General features: G+C 52.2%; 16 protein-coding genes and 1 pseudogene. 5 read left to right on the forward strand and 12 right to left on the reverse strand.

Annotated elements, in window-relative coordinates; genetic code table 11:
- Positions 1–12: 12 nt before the first annotated feature.
- On the reverse strand, positions 13–495 hold the full coding sequence (locus tag VE954_RS10120) for a PAN domain-containing protein (RefSeq protein WP_324952269.1): 483 nt from the start codon (positions 493–495) through the stop codon (positions 13–15).
- Between the two features lie 447 nt (positions 496–942).
- On the opposite strand from VE954_RS10120, the gene VE954_RS10125 reads away from it, so the two are divergent.
- Positions 943–1,332 carry an Hsp20/alpha crystallin family protein gene (locus VE954_RS10125; RefSeq protein ID WP_324952270.1) on the forward strand — a complete coding sequence of 130 codons (390 nt, stop codon included), beginning with the start codon at positions 943–945 and terminating at the stop codon, positions 1,330–1,332.
- 80 nt (positions 1,333–1,412) lie between these two features.
- On the opposite strand, the gene VE954_RS10130 is transcribed toward VE954_RS10125, so the two are convergent.
- Positions 1,413–1,769 (reverse strand): hypothetical protein, encoded by a 357-nt coding sequence (locus VE954_RS10130; RefSeq protein WP_324952271.1) that lies wholly within the window; start codon positions 1,767–1,769, stop codon positions 1,413–1,415.
- Positions 1,770–1,902: 133 nt separating this feature from the next.
- Positions 1,903–3,696, reverse strand: a complete 1,794-nt coding sequence (locus tag VE954_RS10135) for a serine protease (protein WP_324952273.1) — start codon at positions 3,694–3,696, stop codon at positions 1,903–1,905.
- A 377-nt stretch (positions 3,697–4,073) separates the two neighbouring features.
- Here VE954_RS10135 and VE954_RS10140 point away from each other — a divergent pair, with 377 nt between their 5' ends.
- Complete coding sequence (locus tag VE954_RS10140; RefSeq protein ID WP_324952275.1) at positions 4,074–5,705, forward strand: hypothetical protein; 1,632 nt, start codon at positions 4,074–4,076, stop codon at positions 5,703–5,705.
- A gap of 208 nt (positions 5,706–5,913) precedes the next feature.
- Here VE954_RS10140 and VE954_RS10145 read toward each other — a convergent pair whose 3' ends face one another.
- Positions 5,914–6,645, reverse strand: a complete 732-nt coding sequence (locus tag VE954_RS10145; RefSeq protein ID WP_324952277.1) for a prepilin-type N-terminal cleavage/methylation domain-containing protein — start codon at positions 6,643–6,645, stop codon at positions 5,914–5,916.
- Positions 6,632–7,333 (reverse strand): hypothetical protein, encoded by a 702-nt coding sequence (locus VE954_RS10150; RefSeq protein WP_324952279.1) that lies wholly within the window; start codon positions 7,331–7,333, stop codon positions 6,632–6,634. Before VE954_RS10150 ends, VE954_RS10145 begins: the two co-directional genes overlap by 14 nt.
- A gap of 72 nt (positions 7,334–7,405) precedes the next feature.
- Between VE954_RS10150 and VE954_RS10155 the strand changes: the two genes are divergently transcribed.
- Complete coding sequence (locus VE954_RS10155) at positions 7,406–8,272, forward strand: hypothetical protein (protein WP_324952280.1); 867 nt, start codon at positions 7,406–7,408, stop codon at positions 8,270–8,272.
- Here VE954_RS10155 and VE954_RS10160 read toward each other — a convergent pair.
- Together VE954_RS10160 and VE954_RS10165 are read right to left on the reverse strand one after the other, a co-directional pair.
- Positions 8,261–9,988, reverse strand: coding sequence for a hypothetical protein (locus tag VE954_RS10160; RefSeq protein ID WP_324952282.1), 1,728 nt, complete (start codon positions 9,986–9,988; stop codon positions 8,261–8,263). The two genes, VE954_RS10155 and VE954_RS10160, sit on opposite strands and share 12 nt — an antisense overlap.
- 193 nt (positions 9,989–10,181) lie before the next feature.
- Complete coding sequence (locus tag VE954_RS10165; RefSeq protein WP_324952285.1) at positions 10,182–10,745, reverse strand: DUF4142 domain-containing protein; 564 nt, start codon at positions 10,743–10,745, stop codon at positions 10,182–10,184.
- Positions 10,746–10,871: 126 nt separating this feature from the next.
- Here VE954_RS10165 and VE954_RS10170 point away from each other — a divergent pair, with 126 nt between their 5' ends.
- Complete coding sequence (locus VE954_RS10170) at positions 10,872–12,611, forward strand: phosphatidylserine/phosphatidylglycerophosphate/cardiolipin synthase family protein (RefSeq protein ID WP_324952287.1); 1,740 nt, start codon at positions 10,872–10,874, stop codon at positions 12,609–12,611.
- Positions 12,612–12,629: 18 nt separating this feature from the next.
- Here VE954_RS10170 and VE954_RS10175 read toward each other — a convergent pair whose 3' ends face one another.
- Positions 12,630–13,667, reverse strand: a complete 1,038-nt coding sequence (locus VE954_RS10175) for an alkaline phosphatase D family protein (RefSeq protein ID WP_324952289.1) — start codon at positions 13,665–13,667, stop codon at positions 12,630–12,632.
- A 290-nt stretch (positions 13,668–13,957) separates the two neighbouring features.
- On the opposite strand from VE954_RS10175, the gene VE954_RS10180 reads away from it, so the two are divergent.
- Positions 13,958–14,719 carry a class I SAM-dependent methyltransferase gene (locus tag VE954_RS10180; protein ID WP_324952291.1) on the forward strand — a complete coding sequence of 254 codons (762 nt, stop codon included), beginning with the start codon at positions 13,958–13,960 and terminating at the stop codon, positions 14,717–14,719.
- On the opposite strand, the gene VE954_RS10185 is transcribed toward VE954_RS10180, so the two are convergent.
- The 4 genes and pseudogenes from VE954_RS10185 to VE954_RS10200 form a co-directional block, all read right to left on the reverse strand.
- Positions 14,694–16,535 (reverse strand): serine/threonine protein kinase, encoded by a 1,842-nt coding sequence (locus VE954_RS10185; RefSeq protein ID WP_324952293.1) that lies wholly within the window; start codon positions 16,533–16,535, stop codon positions 14,694–14,696. The genes VE954_RS10180 and VE954_RS10185 overlap by 26 nt on opposite strands.
- 152 nt (positions 16,536–16,687) lie before the next feature.
- The gene (locus VE954_RS10190) at positions 16,688–18,259 is read right to left on the reverse strand and encodes a DUF6345 domain-containing protein (protein ID WP_324952295.1); all 1,572 of its coding nucleotides are present in this window, start codon (positions 18,257–18,259) and stop codon (positions 16,688–16,690) included.
- Between the two features lie 120 nt (positions 18,260–18,379).
- Complete coding sequence (locus VE954_RS10195; protein ID WP_324952297.1) at positions 18,380–21,088, reverse strand: ATP-binding protein; 2,709 nt, start codon at positions 21,086–21,088, stop codon at positions 18,380–18,382.
- A gap of 118 nt (positions 21,089–21,206) precedes the next feature.
- Positions 21,207–21,448: pseudogene (locus tag VE954_RS10200) on the reverse strand (flotillin family protein); the annotation flags it as partial.

Consider the following 21,448-nt stretch of genomic DNA (forward strand, 5'->3'; position numbering starts at 1 on the left):
GTCAACGCATGATTATCGAATCCCTCCTTGGGCATCCGGATAGGTGTTTCGGCTGATGATAGTGTTCTTCAGCCAGCAGGTCTGGGTGCTTGTCCTGTAAGTAAAGGCACGACATTCTTCATCGAGGAAGCATATCCGGGAGCAGTCCTGCGCATTCGCAGTCGGTAACGACCCGTAGTCTCCACCGGTATAGTCCACTCCATCTTCAATCGCGATGGCCTTAAGGGCTATAACCGAATTATTCGGTTCAAACGTGGTCGTGCTGTTTTTCATCCAGCAGCGGGATTGGTCATAGTTGAGGGTGGCTGCGGAACAGCCTTGATCGTTCAGGCATTCCTGGAAGCAGTCCTCTTTGCTCGTTGTTGGGAATGATTTGTAGTCGCCATGGTTGGGACAGTCCCAGCCAGGGTACTCGAAGTAAGTGATGGTCGCAAAACTGCTTGAGCTGATAGCGCTCGCGACCATGGTCACATAAAGCAGGCTGCATAGTTTCATGATATTTTACCTCCGAGCGGATACCGCTCTTGTTTCGAATGGTAGCGACCGCGAGGGCCGATGCCTTTCTTTCCACTTGGACTCGTGTGTATCAACAATGGAATGCAGTTGCACACGGTTTCGTAATTTATGAATAAAGTCGGACAATAATTTCTTCGTTCAAGAGAACGTATTGCATAAAAATTCTGAGAGAGACCGTTGCCGTATTTCAAACGATCTGACGGTTATCGGAAGATTTTCGTTCGGCGTACTCCAAGCCTGTCGACACATGAGAGATGGATGAGTCCACAAAATAATTGGGAATTTTTCTCTCGCGAATATTTGTAATTTTTTCTCTTGTTTTTATGGCTTGTATGCTAAATTTATGCAGTCAGTAGAAAGTGAAACGTGACTGCCTATTTTTACATTCAGTGAGTTGCCAGGATCTCTTGCAACAGGGGAATGATTATGTTTCGCCCAGCAACACAAGACTCATCTCATCGTAATTTCAGTCGATTGTCTGCACAAATGCTTGATGGACCCAGTCAGGGTCCGCATTCATGTCGATTCTATGTTCACGAGAATCCCAGCCAGTTTTTGGTTTCCGTCGAGCTCACTGAAGTCGATGTGGCCAGCCTTGATCTTTGGGTTGAGGATCATCAACTCACCCTGATTGCTGATCAAAGGCCCCAACTTTTTTCGCAGGACCAGAAGCAACCCCGCGCGAAATCTTCGTTTTTTAGTTGCATCGATTTGCCAGGCCTGGTGGATGAGGATTCGATCAAGGCCGAGCTGAAAAGTGCTTACCTGGAAATTAGTTTCAAGAAGGAGCGCGTCGACCTTTCGGCTGGGCTTTAAAAAAAATTAGGCCGCTGGTTCCGCAGCGGCATGTTCCTGATCAGACAGCCAGGTGTTTCAGCCTGGCTGCTTTCCCGCCTTCATTCATAGATAAAGAAATTAGCCTTGGTACGGTAACAGGTGCTGTGGATGAATGGGGCATCAACGGTCAAAAACTGTATCCCCTGGGCCCCAGCTTCGCAGGCATGATCCTTGTTTTTCTGCAAGGTTTCCGGCCAGGCGCAGTTTACGGACAAGCCCATTTCCTGAACCGAGAAACTTCCTATTACTTGAGTGGTCTTTTTCGGGGATTCACCCGGCATGACAATGTCGAGTTCACAGTTTTTCCCTCTGGGACTCTTTGGATGAAGTGGAATGTAACTTGAAGTCGTTGTACATGCCGAAAGTACTTCCAATGCCGCGATGCTGATACCCGCAAGAAGGCCGATTTTTCTCAAGAGTAAACTCCTCATTTCATAAAAAAATACGATTTGTACCCTCATCCATAATTTTGCACAAGTTAGTCGCCATTCCAGGACAGGCAGGTGCTGTTGGAATGAGACGCCGGCCCGCGGGCCGGCCCTCCACTGTTCAAGGCAGTTCGTATTCGAAGGCTTGATTCCAGCCGTTGATGGAACAGGTCTGGCCCAGGATGTCGTCGACCGTCGCACCTTGCACCTCAAGGGTGAACGTGCGTGACAGGCCCGCTGGGATGGATCCATTGCGGTCTGTAGGATATTCAAAGCTCACGGAGCTTCTGGCTGCTGTGCCTGCCGCCTGGTAGGTCGTCTGGTTACGGTCCTTCAGGCTGAACCTGAAGGGGCAGCTCAGGTCCCAGGTATAAAGGTCGTCGCCCGTGTCATTGATGATTTCCATGATGGCTTTATGGGTTCCCATCGGCACGAGTTTGGTATGGAGGCCAGCGCTGGTTTCCCAGGACGGACTTTTTTGGATGACAAACCATTGCGGCTCGACGTTGGCCATATTGCGAACGCTGGCATAGACCCGATCTTTGGCCGTGACGATACGAAGGTCGCCGTTGCCGGACTTACAGCGCAGCTGCTCTCTGAGGAGTCCTGTGGGACGCTCAACAGCGTTACCGTAACCATATTCCGGCTGATCAAGCGAACTGCCGTAACCATTTTCGTAGAGCGATGTGTAGTACACCGAGTTGTATTGGAAGTCATAGGTGAAAGAAAGATAGTTGGAATCACTCTCCGACTTGCGGCAATGGAAGCTCGTGGTCTTATCGGAACGGGATGTACCCTGGTACCATTGGTCATTGATTTTGAGCAACAAAGGATAGTTCACCTTTGCCAGGTCGGATTCCTTCGTTTTCAAATAGTGAAGCTCGACCTGGATGCCGGTGGGCATGGTAAATCCGCAGAGAGAGACCGAGTCATATTTCTGCCGTTCAGCGATAGGGTCGATGCCGTCCGCCAGTTCTGTAAAGTCATAGTTAAGATGGATGGAAGCCTGGTAGTCGAAGTAAGCCAGCTTCTCATCCGAAGGTTTATAGTCAGAGGCGCTGTAGTAACAGTATTTGCGAAGGGTGGATGGGATGGTCGACGCATCCAGGACAGCCGGAGGATTTCTGTGGTCCTGGATAGCATCACGAATCCATGGAACGAAGCTTGACACCCGGGTGTAGACGCCAGGCTTTTTCCGTTGACCGCAGCTGTCGCCGTAGCTGACGATGCCGACGAGTTGAGGCTGAGGGCCGGAGCTGAACAGAGGACCGCCCGAATCACCCTGGCAACTGTCACTGCCGCCATCATAAAGAGAGCCGGCACACAGCATCGTGTCATTCACCGAGCCATACGAACCGCCCATTGTTGAGCAGGTCGCCGAACTGATGACAGAAACGTCCGTTTCACGCAGATTCGCACTGAAACGCGAGCCCACCGAAGTGGTGTTGCCGTTGCCGATCACGCGTACGGAGCTGTCGATGGCCGGCCTATCGCTGCGGTCGTTCAGGGCGATGGTTGTGATCGGGATTTCATCGCCAGCCCCGGGCTCAAGGAACAGAAGGGCGATATCGTTGCCTTGTTCCGGCCCCCTGTAATCAGGATGGACCGATACAGCCTGAACCCGACGCAATTGAGTCGGGTCCGTAATATTGTTGTTCTGTATACCAATGGCCACGTTCATGACCTGCCCAGCTCCTTCCACGCAATGAGCTGCCGTCAGCACGACATCCGTTTCAATCAAGGATCCACCGCAAAAGCTGCTGCCCGAATACCCTTCCCCATAGAGGCCCACGAAAAAACCATAGTTCTGTGTCGGCGCGCGACCACCTATGATTTTTGTCTCTGAATCCTGTTGCTGGGTGCAGGCGGAAGCAGCAGCGCAGGCAAGAAAAATCAAGCTTTTCATTGACTTCATGGAGGATAACCTGTCCTAAATGTTGATAATTATGACGCATACTGGATTCGTGCGGAACGGTCAGCTTGTCTTGCTTTGCCAACCTGGGTGCAAGGCAAGAGAAACTGTTGAGAAGACGAAGGCGGGGAGGATTTGTTGCGTAAGGTCGACATTTTTGGGGCCAATGGTTTACGTCGGTTGCACGGCTCGTCTGGAAATCGAATGCGTCGCCCGTCGCGGATCGAATTACCATTACCCTACAAAATAAGCTCAAGCGTTAGCTTTTTTCTTTGGATAAAGACAGCATGCCTTGGGATTCTTATCTATTTACATCCTGATGAGACAGGCTTATCAAAAATTAAGGTATGGTTTTTTTCCAAAATGAGGGTAATCAAAAAATGAAAACATCAAAGCATATTGTGGTAGGGTTCGCGCTCTGCCTAGGTTTGGTAGGTTGTGGTCAAGGCTCTAACAAAGATGATAACGCTCGAGCCGACGAAGCAAAAATCGTCCAGGAAAGCCCTTCAGTGGATCAGCTCTCCGAGTTAAAGAACCTGTCGGACGCAGAGAAGGCAGTCCTGGAAAGCACAGCCCATAAGATCCGAGAGCAGATCGTTCGGACTGAGGCTGAGATCGAAGCCACCGAGGCTGCAATGGAGGAATCGGGCGAAACAACTGACCAGCAATCCAAACTTTATGAACTGAATGCGCAGCTCAGTGACTTGAAGGACCAGTATGCTCAAACCCAACAGGAACTTTCGGATGCCGAAGGCTATGAGATGCTCCTGAGATTCGTCATGGAAAATCAAGTCAAGTCTTTGGACCAACTGCCTCAGATTTTCCAGCAAGCCAGGACCCGTCTTGAACAGCAGGGAAATCAAATCAAGGGTCAGGAGCAAGCATTCCTAGGCCGGGTTGATGCTACGGTCGAGCAGATGTCCACAGCCAAGAACGCGCTGAAGAATACGGAACGCATGCTTCAGGAAAGAGCCAATACGCTCAGCCAGAGCGAGAATTTGGCTGGTGATGATCAAGCCCAGTTGACGTCCATTAACTCTTACCTGGAGGCTTCAAGAAACCTCAGCACGGCCCAGTCTAACCTGGCGCAACATCAATCGTCTGTTCAGGTTCACCAAATCGCTTTGTCCAAAGCTCAAAGGCAAAAAGTTGAACTGACTGCAAAAAGGTCGCAACTGGCTCGTCAGCTGCTGACGCTTTCGCCTGAAAACTTTCAAGCTCGCAAGGAACTTCTGAAGCAGATTGAAGACGTTCAGGAGAAATGGGTCGATGCCGACCTTTCCATTCATGAGCATCAGCATGAGATCCAAACCGCCAATACGCAAATTGCTGCAGGACAGCAGAACGTACAGGATTTGCAGAACTCGATCGGGTCGGTGATGTCTGGCATCAATACGATTGCTAACGTGGATATCCCGGCTCAAATTCAGGCGGTGACGACTGCCACCCAGGCGTTCGATGCCCTGCAGGTGGAGTATCAAACCTGGCGTCTGAGCATGAATCAAAATGTGGTTGATATTGCTAATATTAGCCGCTTGGAAGCGTTCTTCGCTCAGAAATTTCCTGGTATGACAACCACAGCAACGGGAGAAGACACAGGGACTGGAACTGATACAGGAACCGGCACGGACACTCCTACCGATATCGGCACCGATACAGGAACGGGCACCGATACAGGAACGGGCACTGATACGCCTGCTGATACTGGCACCGATACAGGAACGGGCACTGATACGCCTGCTGATACCGGCACCGTCACCGATACAGGAACCGGCGCTGATACGCCTGCTGATACCGGAACCGATACAGGAACCGGTGCTGATACGCCTGCTGATACCGGCGCCGATACACCTGCTGATACCGGCACCGATCCAGGGAAAGGAACGGAAACAGGAGGAACCACCGATGCTGGTTCCGAAGCAGGCACGGGTACTGACACCGGCACTGCTACAGACTCCCCAGATCAAACAGTGCCTGAAGTCCCGGCCGAAGGTGCAAATGCAGCTGCTTAGAGTTCATCTGTAGTTTCTAAACTTACGGGGGGTGGTTTTTTCGAAGTTGGGTTGATTGGTTCTTTTGCCTGAAGATGGTTGTGATCAAATAGCGTTGGTATTGGTTGTTGTCATGCAGTCGATCGAATGTTTTTCCAAAAGCTGCCACCCTAGTGAGCTGGAGTTACCGCTCCAGCTTCCATCGCTGGTTCCCGGTGAGGCGTCCTCATTATTTTTGCAGAATGATCATATCCGTAACATTCCCAATCACGAGAAAAAATCGCTCGCCCATCAGGTCCAGGCTCGGGCTGGTCAAATTTTTCGCCATGAAGGCATCCAATCCCACTGCAATCTGATTGCCTGTGCGTTGAAAGCAAGGCAAAAGGCCAATCGACCCGTGAAAGGCTTTGGATTGCATCGTGAGGTTAGGCAAAGGGGTCCCTGGATAGGTTGGGATATTGGCGCCAGCATCCGGTTCGATACGCACCTGAGGATAGGTGCCTGCTCCGCATTTCAGCGTCGCCGTCGTTGTACAGCTCGAACGTTTCTGCAGAGCCACAGGCAGGGTTGCAAAGTTGAAGCTGGACAGAGGTGTTTGCAGCGTTGCTGGAATCGGCGTGCATACACCCCGATAACGCACCTGATACGTTTGCGTAAGGTCGGGGCGGTTATTGCCGGGCTGGAGTTTGGGGCGCTTAATCGTCATCTCATGCAGGGAAATAATCACAACATCGGCAGGGTTGACGACATAGGCCAAATCACGCTTCAGGAGATCAGCCAGCGACTGACGGATCTTGATCGACTGATCCTGGGTTGCCTGCTGGGCGGCCTGCTTTTGCCCCTTGGACATAAAGCTGCTGACCATCACGGCGATGACTACGACCAGAACAGCAGCAATCATCACTTCAATCAGACTGAATCCGGCTTCATGGTGCCGCTTACTTTTATTATTTATTAACATACAGCGACCCACTCCTCTTTTTCAGATTCAATTGGCTGCCATTTTCATAGACCCAGAAGAGGACGTAATCCACGTTCGCTCCCGCTGAACTGCGGTTAGGATCGAGGTAGTTGGCGCAGGACATGGTATTGCCGGTCTGCAGGTCGCTCAATTGGACGACGACTTCGGCGAAGACCAGAGGCGAGCGCAGGAGGCTTTCCTTGGATTGATTCAGGTCCCTCGCGATGTTTACGCAGAAGTGAAAGCGGCCGTTGTTCCCGACTTCCAATCGAGAGCAGCGGTTGAGCGAGGATCCAGCGAAACTGTTGGCGGCCAGATCTGCATTGAAGAGAGCAGCCCAGGCTGCACCATTGATTTCCGCAGGCACTTGGGAACGGGCCGTGCTGTGATTGCCATTATAAAGCCTAAGAAAACCTTGCGTCGCGAAAAACGCAGCGGGATCACCGCAGGGAACGGTTGGATTTAAAATTTGGGTTTTTACGAAAGTCTTCAAGGAATCGTTAAGGACGGCAGTGACTTGTTGATAGCCTTCGCCAGCCTTCACTGAAAGCTTGGCCTGCTTTGAAGCCACAAAAGCCTTGCTGGCGAACATGACGACCAAGGACGTCAAGGCCACCCCGATCAGGACGCCTATCAGATTAAAGCCGCTCTCGCCGGAGATTTTCTGTTCAAGATGCGTCTTTTTCATGCCAGACCCGTGTGGTTAAAATCCTAAGGATACGTTAACATGAAACCAATACTGAGACCCAAATAGGTTACCATGAAGCATATCCTCATCATTCTAGCCGGCGTCGCCCTCGTCTATGTGCTTTTTCTGAAGCCGAAGAAACTGGTGACGTTCGTGCCGGCATCCCAGCAACCGAAGAAACTTGCAGCGCGCGCCTCACAGGAGCCGACACTCCAGGCTGTGGCCCCACCCCCGCGTGTCTCCCAGCAGGAAGCCATCGAGTCGGTGAAAACCTCCGGACTTGCCCGACAGTCGGGTTTCCGAAGTCTGCCCTTCAAGAAGGTGGACGGCTATTGGGAGCTGCCCTTGCAGTTTGTGTCCACCCTTAAGCACTGCGAAATGGGCGATCTGGACCTCATCCGCATTGACCAGAAGCGACGCGATATCAACAGTCTTATCCTTGTGCTCGATGACATGACGAGCCAGAAGAATATTTTTTATAAGAAGCTGGATCCTGCAAGCTTGGCCAATCTCTCGCTCACAGTGCGCTGGAAGGCCAGCGACGAACCACGGCCCATTGGCCTTTACATCTGCAGTGATGTCAAAGATTCCCGATCATGCGTCACGGCATCCGTCACGGACGTCAATCGTCCTTTGGAGAGAGCGAAACCTCCACAAAACAACGATAAGGTCTACTATTTCCAGTTTCTGCAGGAAGCATCGCAAATCTCGCTTCTGGACGCGTCCCGTTCGCAGTCTAAAAATCCCAAGACTCTCGGCCAGGTTTTTAAGGATGAAGGTATGGGGACTCAGGCCGCTTCAAAGTTGGCTGAAAACGTAGCCAGGACCCATCTTGAAATCGGGTCCATGGCCGCGCGAGTGGAAAGGGAAAGCAAAAAACTAATTATCGATTTGCCTCAGAACGACCCAGCCTGCCCCTTGCCTCAATTAAAATTCTGAGGCCCTTGCGAAAAAGATGGCCTCGGAGCTCAAGTCACCAGGCTCATCAAAGAGTGTCAAGGCATGCTGGCCCTTCAATGAATTCTGCAGGAACAGATCACCAGCCACGGCTCCATTCGCTTCCAGAAAGTGCGCGCGAGGGTTGTCAGCCGGAGCGTCTATCTCAAGATTAAACACGGGCACGGGGCTGCCACTTGTCAGCACCTCTGCGGAAACAACAGAATGCATGCCTTCCGGTGTCAGCATACTCGCGAGATCTTTCGCCTGGACGACCGTTCCCCACTGATCCAGAAACGGATGATCCGGTGTCACAATCATCTGGCGACGACCTGCAAAACTGAGGCGCAAGAGCTCCTGAGTTTCCGGACCAGCCTTGACTTGCTTCACGCGGAAAGCCTTTTGCAAAAGAGGATTCCAGATGCGATCACCCGGCATGATGTCCTGAATCTTTTGCAGCCGGCCATCGCCCATCCTGATCAGAGTGTCCGCGGCAAAGCAGCCTTTGGCCTTGTCCCGAAAGCCGACGGGTCCTTCCTGCTCACAGTTATTCGCAGGATCGAAAGAAAAGATGGGGGCTCCGATCGGATCAGACTTGCCTTCGTGCTTCATGCACGACCACTTGCCTGGCACCATCGACGCATAAGTGCCTTTGGCTCCACCTTTGTAGGGGCCGTCGTACCATATGGAGGTATTCGAGCATTTGGATGCACACATGGAAGCATCCGGAGGTTGCGGCAGAGCGGCTTCAATGACGAGTTTAAGGACCGGAGCCGGGATGGACTCATCGACGCCTTGAATCTGGCCCACCACGGTATAACTCTTGCCGTTCTCGACTGTGAAAACCGGTGTCTTGACCAGTCGGGCCCCTGTGTTCTTGATGGAAATGGCCGGATGCTTGGGATAGCCATCTGCGTTCAATCCCCACTGGCCTGCATCATCGCTGCTGAAGGTCTGATTCAATTCCACGATCGTGATTTCACCGGCAACCGCCACACCACCAACAATAAGCTCAACAGCCAGATCAGGCGCACCGACGGTCACGGATGTGCGTGTGGAAGTCGTGTCAGCCGAAGCCACAAATTTCTCGGTCCCAGTGCTGGTCGAGACCTCAGTCAAACGCAGAACTGCTGACGTTACTTTGGGTGGCTCAATGGGAACTTGAGCGAGAATTTTTTTATTGATATCCATGCCGGTCTTGTCGTCACGGACCTGAGTTGTGATCTCAACATCAGCGGAAACGATCCGTTCGGGTATGGCACCTCCAACGTCACGATTGAAGCCGAGAAGCTTTATATCCTGCCGTGCACAAGGCTGACCTTGACAGAAGTCCGCGGTTCGGGCGGCTCCGGTCATGATGCGAGTAAGCTTGGCTTCGTCGAGATTACGCGTTTGAGGTTGGGCCACAGACACGGTCTGGGCTTGCGCCTGAAAGCTTGTGTTGGATGGAATCTGAGGAGCAAACTTGTTGAGTTTGGGGTTGGCGCTCAGATAGGGCTCCGGATAAAGACCATAGGCGTTTGGTCCCGTGGCACTCAAGAGGCCTTTATAGAGGTTCAAACTCGACAAAGCCTGGGATTCCATTTCCGTGCTCAGGCGATGACGATCAGCTTCGCGAACGGAATTGGAAACACCTTTGAATTGAGTCGCTGCCGCCAGGACGCCAACGACGCCAATGACCACAGTCAGCGTAGCATTTCCATTCTGATTCCATTTCATTGCATTTTTCTCCTGCAGAAGCCTTATGGTCCTATCGGCCTGGGTCAGGATTGAGCTTGAAATGGTGGTATAATAGCTTGTTTTTATTGAGCAGTTGGATCCACTTAAAGAACCCTTGAGCGGTGATTTCTAGCAGTCGGTATGCCTGCCAGTCCCATCTTCGTGAGATGGGGCTGGATAGGACCGGGGGGGGTTACTGCAGCTTTTGCGCATTCACAAGATGCATTTCTTCGACTTGACGGAACACTCGGATCAAAACTTTCAGGGCGTCGTCGGTATTGTTTTGGTCTATCCGGTTGTAGAACTGCAAAGTCTCCTGATGGGAGCGGATGCTTGCCGTAATGAAGGCGCTGCGGAATTCATCCGGTGAAGTTTGGGCCAGGGTTTGCAGCTCCGAATTCGTTTGCGTGTTGACCAGCTGCGCGCTTTCTCCCAAATCTTCCGGTTCGAGGCTGACACTTTTTATGTTGGCGAGCCAATCCAAAGACCGATTGATCCAGCGGTGGTCGCGAGTGAGCTTATCAGCATAATCCCTGAGCGACTCATCGGGACTTTTTTCACGGACGAGGTCGGCGACTTTCATTTGGGTTAAGCTGCTCACATACAAAGCCTGAATGACCTCTGTGGTGTTTTTTACATCCAAGGATTCTGTCGCAGGCGGTTGATCCCGAGTTTGCAGGTTGTTGTCGTCCGCCTGGGCCCCCAGGCTTAAGAGCGAGACGATGAGGCCTGTGCAAATTTTTAGGTATATGGACATAGATTCATTCTCCCTGATAAAGAAGGTTCATGAGAGCTTTGCTCTCTGCTCCTGTTTAAAAGTATTTTTCGAAAAAATAAATCGGCTTGAATTCTCATGCGCATCTTTTTCCGGGAGGCGGTGATCATGACCATCTTTTCTTGCTCAAAAATCCCAGGTCTTGCTCTGCTGATTTTTTGCGCTTTCCATCTTGAAGCTGCCGAACCCTACCTGCCTGACAGCGAGATCGACAGATTTTTTCTAGCTGAAGGACGGATGTCTTATGATGATGCGCGCTTGCAGGATTTTCTGAGTCAAATCACCCGTTCTCATCCGCTTACGCCGGTGGCTGAAAGCGCACCTGAAATCCATGGCAACGCCGTGGAAATTGTAGACACGGCCGAGCGAGCCAGTGAACTTTGGGTCAGCCTGATTCGCGAGGCCCAGCACCATATTCACATCCAGACCTACTTCATCGTGGATGATGTCGAGTACCATGACGAAGATCCGGTTCCCTGCGAGCAGGGCCCCGAAGTCCTGGAGCGGAACTACATTGCATGCATGCTGTGGCAGGCTGCGGAACGTGGGGTTCATATCAGGTTTATGGCGGACAGCCTGGGCAATACCGATGTCATCGTAGGTGGCGCTACGATCCTGCAGCAGCTCGCCAGGCATCCGAAGATCGATATCATGAATTACAACCCGGTTATGGCCTATAATCTGGCCCGGGATTCGCTGTGGGAGCCCTACGGCGTATGGTTATGGCCCCAGAATCGCCTGCATAGCAAAGTTCTCATCGTCGATGGTCGGTCGGCGCTGACAGGCGGAAGGAATATCGGTCGCAATTATATGAAACCGGCTCCCGACCATCCGCCGCCCGATTGGGGGCCTCGGGTTTATGGTCTGTCCTCGGATTACAAGTACCGCGATACGGATATTTTGGTGACAGGCCCTGCCGTAGGTACCATGCAACGAAGCTTTATGAAAAACTGGCTGGAATTTGGTGATTGGGAACAGACGATCACGGACAGTGCTGGAGTTTGGCCCAGCCTGAATCCTGGAACCTGGGTGAACAAAGGGGATTGCCTTCAACAGGTCTATTACGGAGTCCGCTACTACTGCAAGAAAAATGACCAGCGCTTGCGCGATATTCATACACCTGATGAGATTGCAGCCGATGCTGAGCTTTTCCCGGCGTTGCCCACCACGGGGGGGAGCCTGGTTCGTTACCTGGACTCGGACGCTGTCCGTGCCGGTCACATACCCGATCGCCCGTACCTCCGGAAGTTGCAGGAGAATGCTTTGCATAGGCCGCGTGTATCCGATGCTGAGCTCGATCCCTACCGGGGACTTACGAATGGCGAACGGGTTTATTTGACCTTGATTCATAACGCTCAGAAAAGCATCCGCTTGACCAATTCCTACTTTGCTTTAAGCCAACCCATGAGAAAAGCCCTTCGTGAGGCGGTTGAACGTGGCGTGAAATTGGAGATTTTCACCAATTCGTATCAATCCAATGATGAGGCCATCCTATGGGATTGCTCGGTTCCCGATTTCAAGAATTTTCTGGACCTTGGTGCGGAGATTTACGAGTGGATGAGTCAAGCAGGGATGCTGCATGCAAAGTCAGCACTCTTCGATGACACCATCGCGATCGTGAGTTCGTTTAATTTTGACAATGCCAGTTTCAAAAGCAACATGGAATCCTTGGCGGTTATTCGTGGCGCAACCGCGATGGACTCCATGAAGCGGGTCTGGGACCTCGACATGGAAAATCCCATGACGAGGAAAATGACCCCGGACACACTCCAGAAGGATGCGAACAGCCGTGGCATCAAAGGTTATCTGGCCCGCCCGATCTGCAGCAAGCTGGGCGGTGACAACTGAATGCGTTCGAGTCGCCTGCTAGTAAGAGAATTGAGCGAGATGATTCTGGTAAATCCTGGACTGCTCGTTGGAACGAAGCTGCAGCTGCACCTGTGGGCCCGTGGCTCCCCAATCGATGTCAAGGCAGCCATAGTGCCTCTTGCCCACCGTTTCTCCCTGGCGTTCCTTGCTCGGGAGTTTTACCCCCAAGGCATGCGTGAGACCGCTGGACATCAGCTCATAAATGGGTTTTCCGTTGCCTAACACAATGCGGTAGATTTCGCCCATATGCCTGTCCCCGCTTAACAGGACCGTCGGGGTTGGGGTGGAAGCCAGGAGATCATAGAGCCTCTGGCGCTCGCCGCCGAAGGCATTCCAGCCTTCGAGGCCAAAGAATGTGATTCGGGAGCTCACATTCAAACTCGAACCGATGATGAGAAGGTCGGCTGTGCTGTTCCGTATCGCCTCCTCAAGGAAGGCCCACTGCAATTCACCCAGGAGGGATTTTTCGTTCTTCTTACGATCCATGAAATAGCGTAGATCCAGGAGTATGATTTCGGTGCGCTGACCTGCAGGACCAAACGTGTATTTCTGGAAAACGCCTAGCCTCGCATGCACGGGATCTTCCGGAGAGACACCCATAAAGTCGAGCATCAGGAGTTTGCTGGCATCCTTGTCCTCATAACGGCCATCCGCATTGCCATTAAAATAATCATGATCATCCCAGGTGCCAATGATGGGCACCTGGTCAGTGAAAGCTTTATAGAAACTGTTTGTCTTCAAAGCATCATACCATTGACGCCTCGTGTCCAGGCTGGCTCGATCTGCGTAGATGCAGTCGCCAAGCCAGATCCACAGCTGCGGTTGTTCGCGTGCGATCCATTGCCAATAGCTTTGATCGTGGGTCTGCTTGTTACAGGACCCAAAGGCCAAACGACGCAAGGGCTCGGCTTCCAGAGCCTGAAGTTTTTCCACGTTGCCCGGAATCGGTGACGTTTGGGCCCATAGATTTTTTGAAAAAAAGGGGGTGGTCGCTGCGGCTGAGAGGCCACAACGCAAGAATTCTCGACGATCCATGCACGATCCTTTAGCTGATCACATAAATATGAGTTGCTTCCTAAAATTCCGCTGGAAATTTTCGCCATTAAAGCACAGCCGTTCGCCAGGAAAATGAAGAAAATGTGAAGGTCAGAAGGACTTTGGTGCAAAGGGCGTACAATCAGGAATGCGAGGAAGGCATGTGAAGATTTCTAAATGAGGACGCTTTCCGCGAGGCGGGCCGGAATCAGCCGTATTCAAGTCTCCTGAGATCGCGTAGGCTCCAGCAGCTGTTTTGCAGCTTTCTCTTGACATCAAGGAGCCCAGGCATGTTCAGCTGCTATGGTGAACTTTCAACCCAGGTCTATGACATTGATAAACCGGTGGGTCGATCGTTCGGTGAAATTGAGTTTTATAGCCGTCATCTCACGGGACTGAGTGGACCCATACTTGAACCTGCGGTGGGTTCAGGGCGTGTCCTGATTCCGTTGCTGAAAGCCGGTTATCAGGTCGAAGGATTCGATATTTCACCCGAGATGCTGGATTCCTGCAAAAAGCGTCTGCACGAGGCTGGGCTGGCCTCGCAAGTCTGGCTCGACAGCATGGCGAATTTTAAGTTCGATAGGCCATACGACGCCGTGATCCTGCCGACTGGATCTTTCCTTCTTGTGGATGAACGGGCGGAATCCATACAGGCGCTGCAACGATTTCACGAGTGCCTCAAACCTGGCGGGCGCTTCATCGTGGACATCTTCCTTCAGACGGAATTTGACCTGGGGCGCGTGTCCACCAAGACATGGCAAACAGAGGACTCTCATATTATCACCATGGAATCCAAGCTGGTGAATGTGGACTTTCTTCAGCAAAAGGCTGTGACCTATCTCAAGTATGAAAAGTGGAACGATGGACGGCTGCTTGCGACCGAGCTGCAAAGGTTTGCCTTGCGCTGGTACGGCATTGAAGAGTTTCGGAGCTTGCTGGAAAAAATTGGCTTCTGCGACATCAAAATCTTCGGCGATTACAGTGCCGATGAGTCCTTATCATCCGACACCGATGTGTTCACGTTTATAGCCCGGAAGGGTTTGTCGTGATCCGGGCTCGAAAATTCAGCGGCTTGATGTCACGATGAATCAGACCCAGACGGTGAGCTTCCTGAAGTGATCCGCAGACCTGCAAGAGGAGATAAATCACCCTGGAATAAGGTAGCCACTGCTCAAGTTCAATAAGTTTGGCAAGGCTGATTCCAGGCAGATACTCCATCGCATAGTAAAAGCGTCTAGTCTTCAGCATGCCGAAATCATAAATAGCCACGGTATTGTGGTGAGTCAGCTGACTCGTCGCTCGCACTTCAGCCTCAAAGCGTTTGAGGGAGTCAGGATCGCTGCTGTCACACTTCAGGATTTTAATCGCGGTCGGTCTTTTGAGGAATTCATGTTTGGCGAGATAAATTTCGCCTATTCCCCCCTCACTAATCTTGCGAAGCAGCCTGTATTGTCCCATGCGGGATCCTAAAAGAGCGGCAGGTCGGATGCGGATCAGATTGAAATAGGCGATCGAAGCTAATGCTGTCACGCTGATAAAGAGGATAATAAGAGTCAGGTAGGCTCGATCGATAAAGCGTTTGGTTAAAAGAGCCTCATCGGCGTTCACTTCGGTGATCATGCCGAGCTCAAGTTTCGGATGCCATTGCCATGCTCCGATAACCTCGACGCCTCGATAGTCCCGATAAGGCTCCAGCACATAGCCATGTGTCACTTGCGGGTTAAGACGCAGACTTGTTAACGCCTTTGAGACGAGTCGCGTAAAAGGCAATTCCTCTCCCGGCCTCTCGGGCCGAAAACCCTTTGTCATATCACCGCCCGGGTCTTTCAAATAGACATTCAACCCTGAGGATTGACCTTCTTTTAAGAGGCCGATGTCAACCAGTTGCCTGGAGAAGCGACTTTCAGACAGCATCTGCCCCCGTTTGTTGAAACCATAAGTCTCCCCCGAGTTGCCCCAGCGCCCAATTCTGAAGATAACGTCGAATGTTCGGGTGACATCGACGGCAAGGCCCAGAACTGCAATGACGCGCCCTGATGCGTCTCGAATCGGGGACCCGAACCAGGACACTAATTCCGGACGCTTCATCAGTTCGGGGTCCCTGAATGCTGTCCCCATCTGCCATCGAGGTACAAACACCTGCTCACCGTTCAGCTGCCTATCGACTACGAGCATGACATCGGTCGACACATCGAGTTTCCTTCCCAGGGAATAGCGTGTGTCCGTGCTGATATTCCGATAAGTATCATCGATGATGACATAGTGTGTGAAAGGACCGGATTGTAAGGTGGGTTCCATCAGGCGTTGAATATGCCGCTGCGCTTGTGCGTTCTTGAGGGCTTCTTCAGGATTCCCGCTGTTTCTTGAGATCTGAATCAGTTCTCTCAGGGCAGCATCATCGGCCAGCGCTTTAGCCCACTTTTCCGACTCGTCAAAGAGCTGACCGGCCCATAGATCCATGGTCAAGCAGTTTGGGCTCAAAATATTTTCCAAGTGTGCGGAGACGTCAGCACGAAGGGCCGCATCCAACTTATCCCGGGCCAATTTTGCAAGGAAAGCGAGCAGCATGACCACTGCGAGCAGAATAACCCAGCGAAAACCTCGATTTTGAACAACCCGCTTTATATTGTGTTGGATTGAGGTGGATCGAGTTGGTTCAAAAGCGATATCGACTGCTTTTGGTGTCGAGCCGACGAAGGAGTAAGCGCTTTCGTGATGCATGAGCAGAGACTCGACTTCGGCGCGTATCTCTTCACATCCTTCACATTTTTTACTGAGAAAAATACTTCGCTGCTTGGGATCCAAACGAAGCGCTTCGTGAAAGACAGTCTTGGCTTTTGCGTAGGATTCCGGATCCAGGGTCATAGGGCTTTACCGGGTGAGTTCGCTTCGCAGCCAGGTTGTGTGAAGTGTAGTCAATTTTCACAGTGAAAGCTATCTCTGGAATTCCGGTTGATGCTGTCCCGAACGGGCATTGGTGGTTTTTTCCAGGCCCGAACGGGAGCACGGTTTGATCATCACTGCAGGGACACGGACACTTCGTCAGCTTTGGCGAAGTCGCCTTGAGTTGCTGTGAAGGACATGCGAGCCATGAGGCGCGCTGTATTTTTCCCATCGGCGACGTAGCCTATTTCGATTGGCGCTGTTTGAATCTGAGACTGCGGCCAGCGCTTTTGAGCCATGGCCAGAAGAGCCTCGGCGGCATCGTCCATGCTCACGGCAGCACCGACATCTCGAGGTAATTCAGCGGTTGCTACGGCCTTGACGCGCGTGTCTTCAATCATTCTCACGTCACCCGTAGCATCCACAGATACAAAGAGTTTTCCATCTTCACCCAGCATCCCATAGCCGCCGATCACAGCCTGCTGGAAAGCAACCATCCGATTGACAACAATGGGCTCTGGCTGATCGGTACTGGCTGTTTTTTGCTGGCGGACATAGGCAACCGTGAGGTTCTCGTCCGGCGCTTTCAATCGAAGGTTGGTCAGACTTTGTCGGGCCAGACGTATGGCGTCCTGGTCGGTTTGCCGAGCCGTCCGCGTGCGGAGAACAGCGGAGCCATACCCAGGCTTACTATAACGCCAGCCCTTGGATGTCGTGACCAAATTCTCTTGGGTGAGGCCGGCCGGGCTTCGCTCCAAAGCCACGGATGAAATCTTCCAGGTCCCACGAAGGTTGGCAGCCGGCAGGGCCGTGCTCTGATCAGGTCCTGTGGATCGTGAGAAAACAATGCGTCGCGGTACGGCTGCTGCACGCTGTGAAGGGTTCGGCATGGTGCGAACATTCACAGGATCATACCAGGTCCATGCGCTGTAGCCATAGGCACTGGCATCGTAACTGAACACGGTCTCGTCAAGTTTGGCATTGGCATCCTGGTTGTCGCGTCCAAAGCACATCACGACGGGCTGTTGCCTTATGGAAATGGCCCAGCTGGCGTCCAGGAAAGCATTGGCATTCGTGACTCCGGACTGTTTCCAACGTTCCCAAAAGAATTTTCCATAATTCGGATTGTCAACGGAGACGGTGCCATAGCTGTAGATGCAACGCGTCCCGGCGAGACCCTTGCTCCAGACTTGTTGCAAATCCTCGGCTGAGTGATCGGGATGTTCGGGTAGGTACTTGCCCGTGCCCAGCATCAGGCCATAGCATGTGGAAAGGAAGAGATAACGGTTCCTGGCATCGCCCAGCTGCATACTATTGTTGCCGAAGCTGCAACCCTGGGCCTCAGAAAGTGATCCGTAGAAGACCCCACCGCTGCTGTCGCCGTGTGAAGAAAGGTAGGTGAGCATGCTGGAGTCGGCACCGGCAAAACCATTGGCAGTGTCGCCGCTGCTGGAGAAATCGGCCGTGGTCCAGTCCTGTTGCCAGACGTTGTCGTCAGCGAAGAAAAAGTTGGCTACCAGGTCGCCAGGACGATGGTCGCGGAACCCAGCCGCATCCCCCAGCGTGTGAGAAAGATTCGAAGCACAGGTTCCGAAATTCTGAATGGCGTGCGCGCCGATTTCCGCGGCGTGGACGATAGATGCCAGGCCTAGACCAGCCAGGCCAAGAGTTGACGTCTGGAAGGCTATGAATGCAGTCCTTTGCATGATCGCTTCCTCATGTTGTTTGAGTTTCCCTACTTAGGAAAACGGAAGCAGGATCATATTGCTGCAGGTTTAAATTTTTTGAACTGGCAGGAGGGTCAGCCGCTGACACCAGCGGCAGGTTTATGAGGCGGAAACGGTTTTGGCCCAAGCCGAACGCGGCCACTGAATGTCCAGCTGCGTGCCTCCGGATGCTTCAGAACCTAGGCGCACTGTACCATTCCAACTTTGTAAAAGGCTGTGAATGGCGTTCAATCCAATGCCGCGGCCACTGGTCTCGGTAAGGTTTGGAGCCGACGTCACGCCTGCTTTCAGGATGAGTTCATTGACGTCTTGATCGCTTAAGGGCGAGGCTCTCCCGTATTTTTCCGCTAGAGCTTCGCGATCAATTCCCGCTCCGTTATCAATAATTGTAAGGTGAAAATCAGTAGGAGTCAGTGCGGTCTTGACCGTGAGATCCATATGAACCCGCGAAGACCTGCGTGACTTAAGAGGGATGACGAAGCCGTGGTCAACGGCATTGGTGAGGCTATGTAAAAGCATGAGTCGTACGCTGTCATGGTCCCCCGGCATGCTGAGTCCCCAGCCATCATCCACACACAGCCGCTGCAAGATCAAACCCTGCTGATCCATATAGCTGCGCAAGCCCTCGCAGATTTCCACTGTGATTTCATGCAAAGAACTACCGCCTAACGGGCGTTGGCCTTGCGTCTGCTCGTCAAAATTTTGAAGCAAGGACTGATACTGCAGAAGATGCTGATGCCATTGCTGCCAAACAAAATCATTTTTCATGTTGGAACCCAGCTCGGATTCCAAAGCGTGGGTCCGCGCGACCAGTGAATCCAGGCCCAGCGTGCGAGCATCGCCTTTTAAAGTATGCAGGATTCGGGCTAATGCAGCGGCATTGCCGGCTTCACGGAACGAGGTGACTTCATTTTGCTGCCGCAGAAAGCGGTCCAGGAAACGTCGGACTTTCTGGGAACCGGCATGAATGATTTCATGGATCTGGGACGTGGTTTGCGATACCCGCGTCTGCTCGATCGACAGCTGCCGTTCCAGCTGGCGCCTGACGGTATGATCCCGCAGGACGAGCAGAATGCGATCGATAGACTGGCCTCGGCCGATAATGGGCTGCCAATCCAGAGTCAGAATTTTTTGGCCCTGGTCCATGGTCATTTCCATAGGCAGATGCGAATGATTGAGCTCCCAGGTCAGGAATGTTGCGTCCATACAGGCTTCCAGCGTGTCGTGGATGAGTTGTTTTTCATGGGCGCTCAGATCCACTTTCTGCATCAGGGTATGAAACACATCATCATGATTGTCGGGATTGGGCTGCCTCCCTATCAAGTGATCGATATAAGGCGATAGACTGGCTTCCACTCGAAATCCTCGACCGATCGTGATGATCCCTTCCTCGATATAGTGCAGGATGTCGTGAATTCTCGCCTGGGCCGATTTGAGTTTTTTCGTCTGACGAACCGACAGTGCAAAGAGAATCAGGATGAGGAGGCTGGCTCCAGCCAGCAGGACCGCGATCTTTTGAATCAAGGCAGCTTCCTGAAGCTGCTGGCTCTTTAAGGCATTGTCCTTCTTCAGGAGCTCATTTTGATTTTCCTGGACTGTAAATTCCAGCTGCGAACGCAGCTTACTGATTTCCCCCTTTTGCGTATCCTTATCGATCTGATCACGTGCCTTGAGGGATTTTTCCAGCGCCTCCAACGCTTCGGGATAGCGTTCCATGCCTTTATAAATAGCCGCTCGCAAATTTTCGTAGAGCACGATGTCTGAATTGTTGGTGGCACGGAAATGCTTTTCCGCGATCGTCAACCATTCCATGGCTTCTTTGTAACGCTTGCGCTTCGTCTCAGACTGCGCCACCCAGAATGCGGACTCACCGATCCATTTGTCCGACTGTGCCTGCGTGAAGAGCTTATGAGCGGTCTTATAGTGTTGGGAAGCTGTCTCGAAGTCATCCCGGCGAAAAAAGGCCTCGCCCCGCACGATGGCTATATAAGAGCGCACCATGGTTTCTTCCATGCCGCGAATCATGGCTTCCGCCTCGTCCAGATGGGCCAAACCCTGGGTTATGTTGCGGGACTCTTCGTTTTTGACAAAGCTCCTCCCCAGGCTGGTCAGCATAAGAGCCCCATAGTGCCGTATGTTTTCGCGACGACAGAACTCCAAGGGTTCCCGATAAAAATTCTGGGCCTTGTTCGGATCGCCCGAGCCGGCCGTTAAAACCCCGGCATCGTATTGCAGCATAAAAGGCATGAGATCGCCTGGAAATGTATCCTTTTTCACCTCTTCCAAAGCTTTTTGGAGATAAAGCAGTGCCTTTGGTTTGTCATCGAAAGAATCGAATACGCCTGAGTATTCCCGATAGACGTCACCGAGAATGCGCCCGCCGCCCATGGACTCGGCCTTGAGTTTCAACTTGTCGAGATTTCGCAGAGATTCGGCCAAGTCAAGATCCCCACTGGTGATATAATCCAGCATCAAGTGGAGACGCATGATGAGTGCTTTATCGGATCCACCCTCGGCAAGAGAGATCGCATTGCGCACAGCTTTCTCGTTAAACCAGGGATCGTTGATGCAGCGAAGCTCATAACATGTTCCGCCGTAAATACCGACCAATTTGGCTTTTTCAAAGGCGCTGAGGCTCGCCTGAGGGTTTTCAAGGAGACCGCGTGACCACTGGGAAATGCCCGTCGGATCATCCATGATTTTGACAAAAAATTGTTCATAGGAAAGACTGAGGTCGTGGTCCTTGGGACCCGACCACGCTGTCGTGGTTATGAATAGAGCAAGGATCCATGCAGTGATTCTAGGCATCCTGAATGTGCTCCTGGGAATGTTTCGCCTATTATACCTTGCGTGGATATCTTGGCAAATCACAAAACCAGGAGTTTATGCCTGACAGAGCGGGATGTTAGCGCTGCGGCCTAGGATTTTAGTGCTTATGAGGGGCTGAATCGGTGCTGTCCTGCATACGTCCCAGGTACTCAGGCAACTGAACGCCAGCCATCTTCGCCACTTCATGCAGCGGCGGCAGGCTCTTGATCATGTTCGACAGAAAATTTGCTGTCGATGACGAGTCACCGCTGCCGGAGTCCCAAACGGTCACCTTATCAATCTTCACATTCTTGATGGCCTCGACCTGGGTCGCTACGATCTGCTCGATCTTCTCGATCA

The organism is Oligoflexus sp., from assembly GCF_035638955.1.
In the GTDB taxonomy this organism is placed as follows: Bacteria; Bdellovibrionota_B; Oligoflexia; order Oligoflexales; family Oligoflexaceae; genus Oligoflexus.

What these genes read in the sequence shown, in the direction of transcription:
- VE954_RS10160 (WP_324952282.1), bottom strand. Translation starts at nt 9,988, where the DNA reads ATGAAATGGAATCAGAATGGAAATGCTACGCTGACTGTGGTCATTGGC.
- VE954_RS10185 (WP_324952293.1), bottom strand. Translation starts at nt 16,535, where the DNA reads ATGACCCTGGATCCGGAATCCTACGCAAAAGCCAAGACTGTCTTTCAC.
- VE954_RS10155 (WP_324952280.1), top strand. Translation starts at nt 7,406, where the DNA reads ATGAAGCATATCCTCATCATTCTAGCCGGCGTCGCCCTCGTCTATGTG.
- VE954_RS10140 (WP_324952275.1), top strand. Translation starts at nt 4,074, where the DNA reads ATGAAAACATCAAAGCATATTGTGGTAGGGTTCGCGCTCTGCCTAGGT.
- VE954_RS10180 (WP_324952291.1), top strand. Translation starts at nt 13,958, where the DNA reads ATGTTCAGCTGCTATGGTGAACTTTCAACCCAGGTCTATGACATTGAT.
- VE954_RS10150 (WP_324952279.1), bottom strand. Translation starts at nt 7,333, where the DNA reads ATGAAAAAGACGCATCTTGAACAGAAAATCTCCGGCGAGAGCGGCTTT.
- VE954_RS10125 (WP_324952270.1), top strand. Translation starts at nt 943, where the DNA reads ATGTTTCGCCCAGCAACACAAGACTCATCTCATCGTAATTTCAGTCGA.
- VE954_RS10165 (WP_324952285.1), bottom strand. Translation starts at nt 10,745, where the DNA reads ATGTCCATATACCTAAAAATTTGCACAGGCCTCATCGTCTCGCTCTTA.
- VE954_RS10195 (WP_324952297.1), bottom strand. Translation starts at nt 21,088, where the DNA reads ATGCCTAGAATCACTGCATGGATCCTTGCTCTATTCATAACCACGACA.
- VE954_RS10175 (WP_324952289.1), bottom strand. Translation starts at nt 13,667, where the DNA reads ATGGATCGTCGAGAATTCTTGCGTTGTGGCCTCTCAGCCGCAGCGACC.
- VE954_RS10120 (WP_324952269.1), bottom strand. Translation starts at nt 495, where the DNA reads ATGAAACTATGCAGCCTGCTTTATGTGACCATGGTCGCGAGCGCTATC.
- VE954_RS10170 (WP_324952287.1), top strand. Translation starts at nt 10,872, where the DNA reads ATGACCATCTTTTCTTGCTCAAAAATCCCAGGTCTTGCTCTGCTGATT.
- VE954_RS10145 (WP_324952277.1), bottom strand. Translation starts at nt 6,645, where the DNA reads ATGTTAATAAATAATAAAAGTAAGCGGCACCATGAAGCCGGATTCAGT.
- VE954_RS10190 (WP_324952295.1), bottom strand. Translation starts at nt 18,259, where the DNA reads ATGCAAAGGACTGCATTCATAGCCTTCCAGACGTCAACTCTTGGCCTG.
- VE954_RS10135 (WP_324952273.1), bottom strand. Translation starts at nt 3,696, where the DNA reads ATGAAGTCAATGAAAAGCTTGATTTTTCTTGCCTGCGCTGCTGCTTCC.